16 protein-coding genes are annotated in these 13,840 nt (G+C 66.2%); 10 read left to right on the top strand and 6 right to left on the bottom strand.

What is annotated here, in order from left to right:
- From FPL11_RS02680 to FPL11_RS02660, 5 genes are read left to right on the top strand one after another with little or no spacing between them, the layout of a single operon-like run.
- A complete protein-coding gene (locus FPL11_RS02680; protein ID WP_110882413.1) occupies nt 1–579 on the top strand; it encodes a YggT family protein in 579 nt (192 codons plus the stop codon).
- A gap of 2 nt (nt 580–581) precedes the next feature.
- The gene (metX, locus tag FPL11_RS02675; protein WP_144347107.1) at nt 582–1,736 is read left to right on the top strand and encodes a homoserine O-succinyltransferase MetX; all 1,155 of its coding nucleotides are present in this window, start codon (nt 582–584) and stop codon (nt 1,734–1,736) included.
- Complete coding sequence (gene metW, locus FPL11_RS02670; protein ID WP_144347106.1) at nt 1,733–2,335, top strand: methionine biosynthesis protein MetW; 603 nt, start codon at nt 1,733–1,735, stop codon at nt 2,333–2,335. The genes metX and metW overlap by 4 nt, the downstream gene beginning before the upstream one ends.
- Before the next feature lie 11 nt (nt 2,336–2,346).
- Nucleotides 2,347–2,787 (top strand): DUF4426 domain-containing protein, encoded by a 441-nt coding sequence (locus FPL11_RS02665; RefSeq protein WP_110882410.1) that lies wholly within the window; start codon nt 2,347–2,349, stop codon nt 2,785–2,787.
- Nucleotides 2,788–2,791: 4 nt separating this feature from the next.
- Nucleotides 2,792–3,715: a histone deacetylase family protein gene (locus FPL11_RS02660; protein ID WP_144347105.1), complete on the top strand. Its 924-nt coding sequence runs from the start codon at nt 2,792–2,794 to the stop codon at nt 3,713–3,715.
- Nucleotides 3,716–3,935: 220 nt separating this feature from the next.
- On the opposite strand, the gene zapE is transcribed toward FPL11_RS02660, so the two are convergent.
- A complete protein-coding gene (gene zapE / locus FPL11_RS02655) occupies nt 3,936–5,036 on the bottom strand; it encodes a cell division protein ZapE (protein ID WP_144347104.1) in 1,101 nt (366 codons plus the stop codon).
- Between the two features lie 133 nt (nt 5,037–5,169).
- Between zapE and ilvD the strand changes: the two genes are divergently transcribed.
- Complete coding sequence (gene ilvD / locus FPL11_RS02650) at nt 5,170–6,861, top strand: dihydroxy-acid dehydratase (RefSeq protein WP_144347103.1); 1,692 nt, start codon at nt 5,170–5,172, stop codon at nt 6,859–6,861.
- A 21-nt stretch (nt 6,862–6,882) separates the two neighbouring features.
- On the opposite strand, the gene FPL11_RS02645 is transcribed toward ilvD, so the two are convergent.
- The 3 genes from FPL11_RS02645 to FPL11_RS02635 are packed head-to-tail and all read right to left on the bottom strand — an operon-like array spanning nt 6,883 to nt 8,604.
- Complete coding sequence (locus FPL11_RS02645; protein ID WP_110882406.1) at nt 6,883–7,485, bottom strand: SCO family protein; 603 nt, start codon at nt 7,483–7,485, stop codon at nt 6,883–6,885.
- A complete protein-coding gene (locus FPL11_RS02640) occupies nt 7,478–8,296 on the bottom strand; it encodes a cytochrome c oxidase assembly protein (protein WP_110882405.1) in 819 nt (272 codons plus the stop codon). The genes FPL11_RS02645 and FPL11_RS02640 overlap by 8 nt, the downstream gene beginning before the upstream one ends.
- A complete protein-coding gene (locus FPL11_RS02635) occupies nt 8,293–8,604 on the bottom strand; it encodes a hypothetical protein (RefSeq protein ID WP_144347102.1) in 312 nt (103 codons plus the stop codon). Before FPL11_RS02635 ends, FPL11_RS02640 begins: the two co-directional genes overlap by 4 nt.
- 92 nt (nt 8,605–8,696) lie before the next feature.
- Between FPL11_RS02635 and sohB the strand changes: the two genes are divergently transcribed.
- Complete coding sequence (gene sohB / locus FPL11_RS02630) at nt 8,697–9,701, top strand: protease SohB (protein WP_144347101.1); 1,005 nt, start codon at nt 8,697–8,699, stop codon at nt 9,699–9,701.
- On the opposite strand, the gene FPL11_RS02625 is transcribed toward sohB, so the two are convergent.
- The gene (locus tag FPL11_RS02625) at nt 9,673–9,921 is read right to left on the bottom strand and encodes a sulfurtransferase TusA family protein (RefSeq protein ID WP_144347100.1); all 249 of its coding nucleotides are present in this window, start codon (nt 9,919–9,921) and stop codon (nt 9,673–9,675) included. The genes sohB and FPL11_RS02625 overlap by 29 nt on opposite strands.
- 68 nt (nt 9,922–9,989) lie before the next feature.
- On the opposite strand from FPL11_RS02625, the gene FPL11_RS02620 reads away from it, so the two are divergent.
- Nucleotides 9,990–10,175, top strand: a complete 186-nt coding sequence (locus tag FPL11_RS02620; protein WP_110882401.1) for a hypothetical protein — start codon at nt 9,990–9,992, stop codon at nt 10,173–10,175.
- A gap of 19 nt (nt 10,176–10,194) precedes the next feature.
- Nucleotides 10,195–11,202: a lipoyl synthase gene (lipA, locus tag FPL11_RS02615; protein ID WP_144347099.1), complete on the top strand. Its 1,008-nt coding sequence runs from the start codon at nt 10,195–10,197 to the stop codon at nt 11,200–11,202.
- Nucleotides 11,203–11,209: 7 nt separating this feature from the next.
- On the opposite strand, the gene FPL11_RS02610 is transcribed toward lipA, so the two are convergent.
- Complete coding sequence (locus tag FPL11_RS02610) at nt 11,210–12,937, bottom strand: cation:proton antiporter (protein WP_200833618.1); 1,728 nt, start codon at nt 12,935–12,937, stop codon at nt 11,210–11,212.
- A gap of 57 nt (nt 12,938–12,994) precedes the next feature.
- Here FPL11_RS02610 and FPL11_RS02605 point away from each other — a divergent pair, with 57 nt between their 5' ends.
- The gene (locus tag FPL11_RS02605) at nt 12,995–13,840 is read left to right on the top strand and encodes a universal stress protein (protein ID WP_159308532.1); all 846 of its coding nucleotides are present in this window, start codon (nt 12,995–12,997) and stop codon (nt 13,838–13,840) included.

Genomic DNA, 13,840 nt, shown 5'->3' with positions numbered 1-13,840 from the left:
ATGGGCCCGGGCTATCTCACCAATCCGCTGGCGTTTCTGGTCGACACGCTGTTCAGCCTCTACATCATGGCGGTCATGCTGCGGTTTCTGCTGCAGTGGTCGCGGGCGGATTTCTATAATCCGCTGGTGCAGTTTCTAGTGCGCGTCACCCAACCGGCGCTGCAGCCCCTGCGCCGCCTGATCCCGTCATGGGGCGGCGTGGACATCGCCGCCATCGTGCTGATGGTGATCCTGCAGATGATCGCGATCAGCCTGCTCATGAGCATCGCCGGCGTCACGCCACGCATCGACTACCTGCTGCTGCGCACGCCCGCGGAACTGATCAGCCTGCTGCTGAATGTCTATCTCATCGCCATCGTGGTGCGGGCGATCCTCTCGTGGGTCAGCCCGACCGACTACAACCCCGCCACCACGGTGCTGCTGAGCCTGACCGAGCCGGTGATCCGCCCGTTTCGGGCCATCCTGCCGGACATGGGCGGGATTGATCTGTCGCCGCTGGCGGCGATCCTTGCCCTGCAGGTGGTGAAGATGCTCGTGCTGCCGCCGCTTGATCGCATCGCCCCCGGCCTGATGATGTAGCCATGGCCGCGCCTGCCGAGGAGACATCGGTCGGGGTGATCGTCCCGCAGACCGTGCATTTCGATGAACCCCTGGCGCTGGACTCGGGCCGGGTGCTGCCGGGCTATACCCTGGCCTACGAGACCTACGGCACGCTCAATGCCGACGCAAGCAACGCCATCCTGGTGTGCCACGCCCTGTCCGGCAACCACCATGCCGCGGGCTATCACCACGCCGGCGAGCGTAAGCCGGGCTGGTGGGAGGCCTGTATCGGCCCGGGAAAACCGCTCGACACCAACCGCTTCTTTGTGGTCTGCAGCAACAACCTGGGCGGCTGCCACGGTTCCACCGGCCCCACCTCGATCGACCCTGAGACCGGCGAGCTCTATGGCGCCGACTTCCCGCTGGTCACCGTGCGCGACTGGGTGCGCAGCCAGGCACGCCTCGCCGACCACCTGGGGGTGGCGCGCTGGGCGGCCGTGGCCGGCGGCAGCCTGGGGGGCATGCAGGCCATGCAGTGGGCCATCGATCAGCCGGAGCGCCTGCGCCACGCGGTGGTCATCGCCGCCGCACCCCGCCTGTCGGCACAGAACATCGCCTTCAACGAGGTCGCCCGTCAGGCGATCCGCTCCGACCCGGATTTCCAGGACGGCCGCTACGCCGCCACGGGCGATCGGCCGCGGACCGGGCTGATGCTCGCGCGCATGCTCGGCCACATCACCTATCTCTCGGAGGCGGCCATGGGCGAAAAATTCGGGCGCGAGCGGCGCGACACGCGGAGCGGCTATCACTACAACTACGATGTCGAATTCGAGGTGGAAAGCTACCTGCGCTACCAGGGCGAGTCATTCGTCGACCGGTTTGACGCCAACACCTACCTGCTCATGACCCGGGCGCTGGACTACTTTGACCCCGCGGCCGCCACCGATGGTGATCTGTCGGTGGCACTGAGCGGCGTGACGGCGCCGTTTTTCGTCGCCTCGTTCACCAGCGACTGGCGCTTTCCGCCGGCCGCCAGTCATGAAATCGTCCGGGCGCTGCTGGATACCGACAAACGCGTGAGCTATGCCGAAATCCGCGCCAACCACGGCCACGACGCCTTTCTGATGCCGGTGCCGCGCTACCGCGAGGTCTTCTCGACCTATATGCAGCGCATCGCCGAGGAGGTCGGGGTATGAGCCCACTGCGTGCGGATCTCGAAATCGTCGCCAACTGGGTGGGCCGCGGTGACCGGGTACTTGACCTGGGCTGCGGCGATGGCCGGCTGCTGCGCTATCTGTTCGATCGCCGCCAGGCCACCGGCTATGGGCTGGAGATCGATCCCGACGGCATCACCCGGAGCCTTGCCAACGGCATCAACGTCATCGAGAGCGATATCGACGAGGGCCTGTCCGATTTTGACACCAATGCCTTCGATCAGGTCATCCTCACCCAGACACTGCAGGCCGTGCAGCGGCCCGACCAGCTGCTCTGGGAAATGCTGCGGGTGGGGCGCACCGGCATCGTGACCTTCCCCAACTTCGCCTATTACCGGCTGCGCTGGCACCTGGCGGTCAAGGGCCGCATGCCGATGAGTCATGCCCTGTCCTATGCCTGGTACGAGACGCCCAACATCCATTTCTGCACCATCGATGATTTTGAAGCACTCTGCGAGCAGCTGAGTATTCACATTATTGAGCGCCGCGTGTTATCTCATGACTACAAGAGTCCGCGACTGGCGCGCTGGATGCCCAACCTGTTCGGAGAAGTGGCGCTGTACCGGATCTGTCGGGCGTAAAGGAGAATGACATGAAGCATCCCGGACATCGGCTGGCCCGCTGGGCGGCCGCCCTGCTGGTCGCCCTTCCCCTGCTGGCATCGGCCCAGCAGTCGGAGCGCTTCGGTGACTATGAGATCCACTACAGCGCCATCCCCACCGGCATGCTCAATGCCGACGTGGCCCGCGAATACGGACTGGTGCGCAGCCGCACCCGCGGCATGGTGATGGTGACGATCCTGCGCAATGGCGAGGCCGTGTCCGGCGCCGTCGACATCGTCGCCCGCGATGACAATGACGAGCTCACCGAAATCCCCGCCGAGCGGGTCCGCGAGGACGGCTGGGTCTCCTATGTCGGGACGTTCCCCATCGAGCCCGGCGATGCGCGTATCTTCGAAATCGACGTCAACCCCCATGCCGGTGGCGAGGTGTACTCCGTGGCCTTTCGGCAGACCTTCCACCCGGGGGAATAGGCTTGTGTCGACCTGGCTGATCACCCACGAGGCCTGCCTGCAGCATGACACCGGCAGTGCTCACCCCGAGCGCATCGAGCGGCTTGAGGCCATCCTCGCCGCCCTCGACACCCCGGCGTTTGCCGACCTGCAGCGCCATACCGCGCAGTCGGCGTCGCGGGCGGTGCTCGAGCGCGCCCATAGCCCCGGGTATATTGATGAGGTGATGGCGGCCGTGCCGGCCACCGGGCGGACGCAGCTCAACGCCGATACCACCCTGTCGGCCGGTTCGGGAGAGGCCGCACTGCGCGCCGCCGGTGCGGCGACCCAGGCGGTGGACGCCATCCAGACCGGCGAGGCGCGGCGGGTGTTCTGTGCCGTGCGCCCGCCCGGGCATCATGCCGAGACCGGTGAGTCCATGGGGTTCTGCCTGTTCAGCAATGCCGCCATCGCCGCCCTCCACGCGCAGGCGGTACACGGTGTCCAGCGCGTCGCCATCGTCGATTTCGATGTCCACCACGGCAACGGAACCCAGGCGGTGGTGGCCGAGCGCGAGGGGCTGTTCTACCTGTCCACACATCAGTATCCGCTGTTCCCCGGCACCGGCAGCCGCAAGGAAAACCGCCCCGGGCATATCCTGAATATCCCCATGCCCGAGGGCACCGGCTCGGCGGACTACCGCGAGCAGTTCCACCGCGAGGCGATTTCAGCGCTGATCGACTTTGACCCCGAGCTGATGATCATCTCGGCGGGATTTGATGCCGCCGTCGAGGACCCGCTGGCCGGCATGGCGCTGACCACGGAGGACTTTGCCTGGATCACCGACGAGCTGGTGGCCGTGGCCAACTACTGCTGCGGGGGGCATATCTGCTCGGTGCTCGAAGGCGGCTACGACCTCGATGCCCTTGCCCGGGGCGCGGCCGCGCACGTCGCCGGGCTGATGAAATAGGGCTTGACAGCGGCGGTTGTGCACATCCAGCGCGGCGCCGGACGGTCACGACGCCGCTAACTCCCTGATACCGCCGGATAAACCGTAAGTACCTGTTTTTAAAGCTTATTTAAAACTGGTCAAGAATTCGCCAGTCTGAGAAAAGCCGCATCACGCGGGCCTGTCCGGCATTCATCCCCGGGTTCCTCCACAGACTTGTCCACAGGGTCTGGGGAAAACCCTAGGGCCGGTGGGGCAGGGCCAGATACTCCCGGGACTGCATCTCGCGCAGACGCGAAATGATGCGCCGAAACTCAAAATGCAGGTGCCGGCCGCGGTACAGCCATTCGGGCTCGGCGGTGGCGGAGATGATCAGCTTGACGCCGCGATCATAGAACTCGTCGACCATCGCCGCGAAGCGCCGCGCCGCGTCTTCGCGGTCGCGATCCATAATCGGCACGTCCGAGATCAGCACGGTGTGAAAGCGACGGGCGATCTCGACATAGTCATCGGCGCTGCGCGGCCCCTCGCACAAGGCACCGAAGCGCACCCAGAGCACGCCGTCGCCAAGGGCCAGCACCGGGATGTCGCGCTGGTTGATGGCCAGTCCATCGGTTTCATGATCACGCTCGGGGCTGAGGCGCTCGAAGGTCTCGGCGAGGGCGGTGCGGGCATGCGCGTCGGCGGGCACATGATAGACCGGTGCGCGGCTGAGCAGCCGCAGGCGATAGTCGGTGCCACCATCCACGTTCATCACCTGCAGATGGCGCTCCAGCAGATCGATGGCGGGCAGGAAGCGATCACGCTGCAGACCGCCCGGATAGAGCCCGTCCGGCGGCAGGTTCGAGGTGGCCACCAGCGTCACGCCCTCGTCGATCAGCCCATGCAGCAGTCCCGAGAGGATCATCGCGTCGGCGATGTCGCTGACGAAGAACTCGTCAAAGCAGAGCACCCGCGCCTCGCCGGCCCATTCAGCGGCCAGGGTGCGCAGCGGATCCGGCTGTTCACGCAGCCAGCGCAGACGGTAATGGGCGGACTGCATGAAGCGGTGGAAATGCACCCGGCGCCGGGGGATGGACGCGGGCAGGCATTCATAGAAGGTGTCCATCAGATAGGTCTTGCCGCGGCCCACCCCGCCCCACAGATAGAGCCCCGGCACCGCGGCGGGGGCAGCGCCGCGGCGACGCTGCCACCAGCCGCGCAGGCCGGTGGCCGGCGGCGGCTGGTCCTGCAGCGCCGCCTGCAGGGCATCCAGCGCCTCCACCGCGGCGCGCTGCGCCGGATCGTCGACGAAATCACCGCCGGCCAGATCGGCCTCGTAACGGATACTCGGCGTTGTCACCGCCCCTTGCCTGCCCTGTCGCTTTCCTCACTTGCAGAGTATGCCATTGCAGGGCGTGGCGACGATTGCCACCCGCCCCGGAGTTTCGTATTTTGTCGGTTGACCGATCACTACCCATCATCAAGGAATCACCATGGCCGACAACCGCCGCAGCCGCGCCGTTACCGAAGGACGTGCCCGCACCCCCAACCGCGCGATGATGCGGGCCGCCGGCTTTACCGACGAGGACTTCGCAAAGCCCATCGTCGGCGTGGGCAATGCCCATAGCACCATCACGCCCTGCAACATGGGCATCGGCGCCCAGGCCGAGCGCGCCAGCGACGCGCTGCGTGCCGCCGGTGCGATGCCGGTGAGCTTTGGCACCATCACCATCTCCGATGGCATTTCCATGGGCACCGAGGGCATGAAGTACTCGCTGGTCTCGCGGGAAGTGATCGCCGATTCCATCGAAACCGTCTGCAACGGCCAGAGCCTTGACGGCATTCTCGCCACCGGCGGCTGCGACAAGAACATGCCCGGGGCGATGATCGGCATCGCCCGGCTGAACATCCCCGCGATCTTCGTCTATGGCGGCACCATCAAGCCGGGCCACTACAAAGGCCAGGACCTGACCATCGTCAGCGCCTTCGAGGCGGTGGGCCAGTCCGCCGCCGGCAACCTCTCGGACGAGGACCTCAAGGGCGTGGAAATGAACGCCTGCCCGGGCGCCGGCTCGTGTGGCGGCATGTTCACCGCCAACACCATGTCGAGCGCCTTCGAGGCAATGGGCATGAGCCTGATGGGCTCGAGTACGGTCTCGGCCGAGGACGACGAGGCGCGGGACGTGGCGGCACGCGCCGCCGAGGTGCTGGTGGATGCCATCCACCACCAGCGCCTGCCCCGCGACCTGATGACCCGCAAGGCCTTCGAGAACGCCGCCAGCGTGGTCATGGCACTGGGCGGTTCGACCAATGCCGTGCTCCACCTGCTGGGTATCGCCAGCGCCTGCGAGGTGGAGTTCTCCATCGACGATATCGAGCGGATCCGCCAGCGCGTGCCGGTGCTCTGCGATCTGAAGCCCTCGGGGCGCTATGTCACCAGCGAATTCCACGCCGTTGGCGGCACCCCCCAGGTCATGAAAATGCTGCTGGCGAATGGGCTGCTGCATGGGGACTGCATGACCATCACCGGGCAGACCATCGAGCAGCTGCTGGAATCGGTCCCCGCCACGCCGTCGCCGGATCAGGACATCATCCGCGACTTCGACAACCCGGTGTATGCCGAGGGCCATCTAGCGATCCTGCGCGGCAACCTGGCCAACGAGGGCGCCGTCGCCAAGGTCAGTGGCATTAAAAAGCGCCGCATCGAAGGCCCCGCCCGGGTGTTCGACTCCGAAGAGCTCGCCATGGATGCGATCCTCGCCGACCGGATCCAGGCCGGCGATGTCCTCATCATCCGCTACGAGGGCCCGCGTGGCGGCCCCGGCATGCGCGAAATGCTGGCGCCGACCTCGGCGATCATCGGCCGCGGGCTGGGTGACGCCGTGGGCCTGATCACCGACGGGCGGTTCTCCGGCGGCACCTACGGCATGGTCGTCGGCCATGTCGCCCCCGAGGCGGCGGCCGGCGGCAACATCGCCCTGGTCGAGGAAGGCGATACGGTGATCATCGATGCCGACCAGAACCTGCTCGAGGTGCAGATCGACGAGGCCACACTCGCTGAGCGCCGCGCCCGGTGGAGCCCCCGGCCGCCGAACTACCGCCGCGGCGTGCTGGGCAAGTTCGCCCGGCTGGTCAGCTCGGCGTCGTATGGCGCGGTCACCGACAAGGACCTGTTCGAGGACTGAGCGCGCCGAGCTGACCCCGGGCTAACCCCGGGCGATGCGCCGCAGATCCGCGGCCATTCCCGTCACACTGTCGCTCGGGCGGAACAGCGCCCGGGCGTGACCCTCGGCATCAAACACGTACATCGCGCTCGAGTGCGAGACGTTGTAGTCGCCGAACTCATTGGGCTCGCCGTAGCCGAAGGTGGCGCGGTAGCGCTTGGTGAGCTCGCGGAGTCGCTCCACCGGTGCCGTGGCGCCGGTGACGCGGTCACTGAAAAAGTCCGTGTAGTCGGCAAGCCGCTGGGGCGTATCCCGGCCGGGATCCACCGAGACGAACAGCACCTGCAGATCGCCGTCGAGGCTCTCGCCGGCCGCCTCCGTGGCCGCCGCAATCCGCGCCATGGCCGTGGGACAGACATCGGGGCAATGGGTGAAGCCGAAGAACACCACCGTGGGCGCGCCCCGCAGATCGGCGGCGGTCAGCGTTTCACCGGTCTCACTGGTCAGGCGGAAGGCGAGATCCGGCAGCAGGCCCTCGATGCCCTTGGTCTGATAGCCACTGCCGCCGCAGGCGCTCAGCAGCGCAGCCATCATCACAACCAGCGCGGGGCCCGGCCAGCGACGTTTTCTGGGGTGCTCAGGCATCCGATTCCCTCCCGTGCAGACGGAATGCGAGGACGATGATGGCAGCCATCACGCTCATCATTGCCGCCGGTATCCATGTAATCAGGCCGCCGATCTGCTGATCAAGCAGCGGATCGATGGGAAACGCGCGGCCGCAGACATCGTAGATTTCGAACAGATTCTGGCCGCTGAATGTGATGTACGCCCCCAGTGCGATCTGCGGCGGCATGATCAGCGCCAGCAGCAGAATGCGCCGACCGGGGCTCAGGCGGGGTGTGACGGCCTGATCACTGCGCTCGAAAATGAGCCACCAGAACAGCAGCCCGTCGAGCAGCATCGTCCAGTTCATGAACCAGTACAGGTCGATGCTCAGCATGGCGTCAAAGTGAATCTCGGGCGTCAGCCAGAAGTAGATCACCCCGACGAACAGCACACCGGCGATGAACGGCTGCTGGAGCACGCGATACACCCGGCGCAGGGCACCGAAAAGCGGTGCCGCCGGCCCCCGCGGCCAGGCCCGGACCCGCGCCGGCAGGGCAGTCGCCAGCACGCCCGCCGGCATTGCCAGCGCGATCAGGAACGGCCCCAGGTGATGCAGCACCAGATGCTGCAGCCGGTGCGCCGAGAACAGATACTGCGAGTAGTAATCATAATGGGTCTGGGTGACGGCATAGATCAGCGCCACACCGGCGAAATACGACAGCGCCGGCCAGAACCCGGGCGAGGCCCCCCGGATCAGACCGATGGCGTACAGGCCGACGGCCAGCGCGCAGGCCAGAAAGACCGGCAGCGAGGGCTCCCACGGCTGCAGCCAGGTGACCAGGGTATTCATCGGCCGTCAGACCCCGGCATGACCTGTAACCGCGAGCAGGCCGCGCGGGACAGCAGAATGGCCACGTGGCTGCTCGGGTAGAGTCTGCCGTCGGCGCGCAGGCGCTCGATCAGCGCCGCGGCGGCGGCATCGGACGGGGCATCGATGGGCTCGACAAAAAAATCCCGCTCCTCGACCAGTCCCGCCTGACAGCGCTTGAAGGCGCGAAAGGCGGTGCCCTTGGGCGCCGCCGCCCATTGATCGAGCTGGCGAAGCGTCGCCACATCGACGCCGCGATGGCGGTAGAGTGCGGTGCCAGGTGGGTTCATGCCCCTCCCCTGCGGCGGGTGGCTTCTTTCATCGGTTGGCTCGCGTAGACTTGCAGTCCAGTCGTATTCGGCATTCATGAAAGGATAACGCGATGGAATTCCTGCAGGATTATGCCCTTTTCCTGGCCCGTGTGCTCACCCTGGTGGCGGCGTTCGCGGTGGTGCTGGGCATGATCGGCGGCATGACCAGCCGGCGGCGCGGTCGTCACCGCGAACAGCTCGAGGTCGAGCCCCTCAACCGCCGCTACGAGGCCATGAGCCGGCGCATCCAGCGCGGTCCCGACGCCCGTCGGTCCAACCTGATCCAGCGCCTGCGGGAGCGCCGCCAGAAGCGCCGCGGACAGGATGGCGAAGGTCGCCTGCCGCGGTTGTTCGTGCTCGACTTCGACGGCGACATCCGCGCCACTGCGGTCGACTCGCTGCGCGAAGAGGTGAGCGCGATCATCGCCAGCGCCCGACGCGATGACGAGGTGCTGCTGCGCCTTGAAAGCCCCGGCGGCATGGTGCCCGGCTACGGCCTTGCGGCCAGCCAGCTGGCACGGCTGCGCGAGGCCAATATCCGCCTGACCATCGCGGTGGATCGGGTCGCGGCCAGCGGCGGCTATCTGATGGCCTGCGTGGCCGACCGCATCGTCGCCGCCCCGTTCTCGATCATCGGCTCGATCGGCGTGGTCGGCCAGCTGCCCAACTTCCACGGCCTGCTCAAGCGCCACGACATCGAGTTTGAGCTGCACACCGCCGGCGCGCACAAGCGCGATCTGACCGTGTTTGGCGAGAACACCGACGAGGGCCGCGAGCATTTCCGCGAGTCCCTGCAGGCGGTGCATGACCTGTTCCGCCACCACATCGCCCGCTATCGGCCACGCATGGACGTCGACCGTGTCGCCACCGGCGAGCACTGGATGGGCGAGCGCGCCCTTGAGCTGGGGCTGGTGGATGATCTGGGCACCAGCGACGACCTGCTGCTCGAGCGGCGCGAGCGCATGGAGCTGATCAGCCTGTCCTGGCATCAGGCGCCGTCGTTCAGCCGACGGCTGTCCGTGGTGGCCGAGTCGCTGCTGGCGCGCCTCAGGGGCCCTTCTCAAGCCAGAATGTGAGGACATCGCCGGACTCGGTCTCATGCAACAGCTGATGCCCAGTGGTGTCACACAAGGCACGGAAGTCGATCACCGCATGCGGGTCAGTGACCTGCACGGCGATGCACTCGCCCACCGCCATGTCCCGCAGCGCCTGTTTGGTGCGCAGGACGGGCAGGGGGCAATTCAGTCCCCGCAGGTCCAGTTCACGATGGGCATGAGGGTATGAGGCAGCGGCCATGGAGGCGGTCCGGTTTCAAACGTATACTGGATTTTACATGACACAGTCAGGATGCGGAGGGTGCCGTCATGAGTGATGAACGGCCAGACAAGCAGGATAAAGACGATACCGAGGGATATGATCCGCGGCCGGTCAGCGATGGCCGTCTGCGCGAGGAAATGACCCGTGAGGAGGTTGAAGCCTACCGGGAGGACGCCGATCGGGCGCACGCCAACTGGTTTTCGGTGATGAACAACCCCTACGGCAAGGACTGAACGAGGCAAGGAGTCGGACATGCCCGAACTCAAAGGCATCCCCGTTGTGGTCAGCGGCCAGAAGGTCGACAAGGACAACGGTATCCGCGCGATCAAAAATGGCGTCAAAGCCCAGCGCGACACCGCGCCGGTGGGGCGCGGCGACAAGCCGGACTGGCTGCGCGTCAAGGTCCCCACCGGTGAGACCTATCAGAAGGTCCGCAACACGGTGCGCGAGCACAAGCTTGCCACCGTCTGCGAAGAGTCCATGTGCCCCAACATGGGCGAGTGCTGGAGCGCCGGGACAGCGACCATCATGCTCATGGGCGATGTCTGCACCCGGGCCTGCAGGTTCTGCGCGGTGGACACCGGCAACCCCAAGGGCTGGCTTGACGACAACGAGCCCAATGGCGCCGCCACCACTGTTGAACTGATGGGCCTTAAGTATGTGGTGCTGACCTCGGTGGACCGCGATGATCTGGCCGACGGTGGGGCCCAGCACTACGCGGACTGCATCCACGAGATCAAGCGGCGCAACCCCAACACCGCGGTCGAGGCACTGACCCCCGACTTCAACGGCCGCCACGAAGCGATCGACACCGTGGTCGACACGGGGCTCGAGGTGTTTGCCCAGAACGTTGAGACGGTCAAACGCCTCACCCACCCGGTCCGTGACCCGCGGGCGGGCTATCAGCAGACGCTGGACGTACTGGCGTATGCCAAAAAGCGCCGGCCGGGCGTGCTCACCAAGACCAGCCTGATGCTGGGCCTGGGCGAGACCGATGAGGAGATCATCGAGACCATGGACGATCTGCGCGCCATTGGCGTCGATATCGTCACGTTCGGCCAGTACCTGCGCCCCACGGTCAATCATCTGCCGGTGGACCGCTACGTCACGCCCGAACAGTTCGAGCGCTACCGCGAGATCGGGCTTGGCAAGGGTTTTCTCGAAGTGGTCTCGGGCCCGCTGGTGCGCTCGAGCTATCGCGCCGACCGCGTCCTCGAGAAAAACAACGTCGGCCTGGACAAGGCGGCGGGCGAAGGCTGAACGCCCCTCAGTCACCCGCGTCGCCGCGATCCTCCGGGGTAATCGGGGGAATGGGCGTGCGCTGGGTTGGCGGGGCGCCGCTGATCAGATCCACTGCCCGATCGGCGGCGTCCTGAAAGGGCTCCATGACCGTGTCCGCGCCGCGCGCGAGCAGTTCGTCCGTCTCACGGGCGTTATGCGAGGCCACCGCCACCTGGCCACGGAATGGGGTTGAGCGAACGATCTGCATCAGCGTGTGGCGACTGTCCTCGTGGCTCAGGCCCGTCGGGTGCCGCGGCACCGTGCTGACCACCCACTGGGCCTGTTCGAGGGGCAGCGAGGCGATGAACTCCGGGTCGGTCGCATCGCCGTATTCAGCCCGCAGCCCCAGACTGGTGGCGCGTGCGATGGCACGCGGATCAAAATCCACGCCGATCACTCCAAACCCCCGGCGCTGGAGCCGCAGCGCCATGGCGGTGCCAAACCGCCCCATACCAAAGATGAGGACGTCGGCGGCCGCCTGACTCGCCCCCGCGTTGCCCTTCGGTTCACGCGGCGTCCCGGCGCGCTCGAATATCGATAGATGACGCCCGACGTGTTCGTAGAGCCAGTGCGAGTAGGTAATCATATAGACCGAAACCGCGATCGTGATCAGCCCCACCAGCGTCACCAGGCCGAGGGCCTGATCACCGACATGACCCAACGCCAGTCCCATGCTGATGAAAATCAGCGAGAACTCCGAGATCTGCGCCACCGTCAGGCCCGCCAGAAATCCGGTTCGCCGACGGTAGCCCATCGCCCCCATGATGGCGAGCACGATCAGCGGATTACCGATCAGGACGAAGGCCGAGAACACCAGCGCCTCGCGCAGGCTGTCCCCCAGCAAGGCAAGATCCAGTGTCGAGCCCAGCGAGATGAAGAAGAACAGCAACAGGAAGTCGCGCAGCGGAGCGAGCCGCGCCGAGATGGTCTCGCGGTAGGGCGTTGACGCCAGTGAGACCCCGGCCAGCAGGCCGCCCAGCTCCTTACCGAGGCCAATGACGTCGGCCACAGTGGCAAAAACGGTCGCCTGGGCAATGGCGAAGATCACCAGCAGCTCCGGGGCATGGGCCAGCCGGGCACTGAGCGGGTTGGCCACATAGCGGACGAAGAGGATCACCAGGCCGACCAGCGCCACGCCGGCCAGCAACACCATGGCGATTTCAGCAACGCCGCCGCCATCGGCGCGACCACCGATCCCCACCGTGGACAGGACGATCATCGCCAGGACCACCACCAGATCCTGGACGATCAGAAACCCCAGCGCGATCTGGCCGTGAAGCGAATCGATCTCGCGCTTGTCCGAGAGCAGCTTGACGATGATGATGGTACTGGAGAAAGTAAGCGCGACGGCGACGTACAGCGAGGTGACCGCCTCAAGCCCCATGGCGAGGCCAAGCAGAAAGCCGATCCCGGCGGTGAAAGCCACCTGACCGAGCCCCGTGACCAGCGCCACGGCGCCGAGAGACCGAATGAGCTTGATATCCAGTTTGATGCCGACCAGAAACAGCAGCACGGCAATGCCGAGTTCGGAAAGCAGGTCAATCTGCGCCTCGGCATGCACCACATCGAGCATAGAGGGGCCGGCCATGATGCCAACGGCGATAAAGCTCACGATCAGTGGCTGGCGCAGGAGGATGCCGGCAAAGCCGACCACCGCCGCCAGCATGAGCAGGGTGGCGACCTCCGCGAAGGCGGAATGCAGCATCAAGTCCATGATCAAACTCCTCCCCGCCGGCCGTTTGCGTCATCGGCAGGACGCGGAACCCCGCTGATGCGCCGGATTGTCCTGGCGACCGACCTCAGTGACCGTGCCGAGCGCGCGCAACGCATGGCGCTGCTACTGGCCCGTGAGCATCACTACGGCCTCAAGCTCGTCTACGCCATCGATACCGACCAGCCGACGGCCATGATCGATGCGCAGCGCGACACCGCCAACTTCATGCTACAGCGTCTCGCCACCACGATCGAGACGGTGGATGATGTGGCCTGTTCCGTCGCGGTCGTGAGCGGCCGGGGGCCCGATGAGGCCATCCGATCCGCCGTCGACGACACGACACCGCTGATCGTGTTGGGCAGCCACCGCAAACGCCAGCTGCGTGACCTGTTCCTGGGCGGCACCTCGGAGCGCATCATCGCCCATACCGACTGCCCGGTACTGGTCGTTCGGGCGGCTCCGGTCGAGCGCTATCGCCGGCTGCTCCTTGCCACAGATCTCTCGGAAGGCTCCATGGCCAGGGCGCGCGCTCTGGGCGCGACTCCCGTCAGCGCCGGCACCTCCACGACGGTGGTGCATCTGGTCGGCACCCAGGAGCAGTCCGCCGTGCCGGCCGGCCGAATGACGGATGACGCGCGCGATCGACTGCTCGCCCACGATCAGGCGGTGGCCCGGGAGCGGTTGGAAGGATTCGTCCGCAATGCGGACCTGGGGGCTGTCGGTATCCGGGTCGAGGCGGATACCCGCCCCACTGCCACTGTCCTGATGGAGATCGCGGCGCATGAGGGGGCGGATCTGATCGTGCTGACCCCGCGTCAGGGCGAAGGCCTGGATCACTTTCTGCGCTATCGCACCACCACCCGGCTGCTGAATGCCTCGCCGGTGGATCTGCTGATTCTGTGA

It is taken from the genome of Spiribacter aquaticus (assembly GCF_007625215.1).
In the GTDB taxonomy this organism is placed as follows: Bacteria; Pseudomonadota; Gammaproteobacteria; order Nitrococcales; family Nitrococcaceae; genus Spiribacter; species Spiribacter roseus.
The sequence above is the reverse complement of the archived record's forward strand: the minus strand, read 5'-3'. Positions and strand labels throughout refer to the sequence as shown.

Excerpts from the sequence above, each read along its gene's own strand:
- FPL11_RS02680 (WP_110882413.1), top strand. The coding sequence starts at position 1 with ATGGGCCCGGGCTATCTCACCAATCCGCTGGCGTTTCTGGTCGACACG.
- metX (WP_144347107.1), top strand. The coding sequence starts at position 582 with ATGGCCGCGCCTGCCGAGGAGACATCGGTCGGGGTGATCGTCCCGCAG.
- metW (WP_144347106.1), top strand. The coding sequence starts at position 1,733 with ATGAGCCCACTGCGTGCGGATCTCGAAATCGTCGCCAACTGGGTGGGC.
- FPL11_RS02665 (WP_110882410.1), top strand. The coding sequence starts at position 2,347 with ATGAAGCATCCCGGACATCGGCTGGCCCGCTGGGCGGCCGCCCTGCTG.
- ilvD (WP_144347103.1), top strand. The coding sequence starts at position 5,170 with ATGGCCGACAACCGCCGCAGCCGCGCCGTTACCGAAGGACGTGCCCGC.
- FPL11_RS02645 (WP_110882406.1), bottom strand. The coding sequence starts at position 7,485 with ATGCCTGAGCACCCCAGAAAACGTCGCTGGCCGGGCCCCGCGCTGGTT.
- FPL11_RS02640 (WP_110882405.1), bottom strand. The coding sequence starts at position 8,296 with ATGAATACCCTGGTCACCTGGCTGCAGCCGTGGGAGCCCTCGCTGCCG.
- FPL11_RS02635 (WP_144347102.1), bottom strand. The coding sequence starts at position 8,604 with ATGAACCCACCTGGCACCGCACTCTACCGCCATCGCGGCGTCGATGTG.
- sohB (WP_144347101.1), top strand. The coding sequence starts at position 8,697 with ATGGAATTCCTGCAGGATTATGCCCTTTTCCTGGCCCGTGTGCTCACC.
- FPL11_RS02625 (WP_144347100.1), bottom strand. The coding sequence starts at position 9,921 with ATGGCCGCTGCCTCATACCCTCATGCCCATCGTGAACTGGACCTGCGG.
- FPL11_RS02620 (WP_110882401.1), top strand. The coding sequence starts at position 9,990 with ATGAGTGATGAACGGCCAGACAAGCAGGATAAAGACGATACCGAGGGA.
- lipA (WP_144347099.1), top strand. The coding sequence starts at position 10,195 with ATGCCCGAACTCAAAGGCATCCCCGTTGTGGTCAGCGGCCAGAAGGTC.
- FPL11_RS02610 (WP_200833618.1), bottom strand. The coding sequence starts at position 12,937 with ATGGACTTGATGCTGCATTCCGCCTTCGCGGAGGTCGCCACCCTGCTC.
- FPL11_RS02605 (WP_159308532.1), top strand. The coding sequence starts at position 12,995 with ATGCGCCGGATTGTCCTGGCGACCGACCTCAGTGACCGTGCCGAGCGC.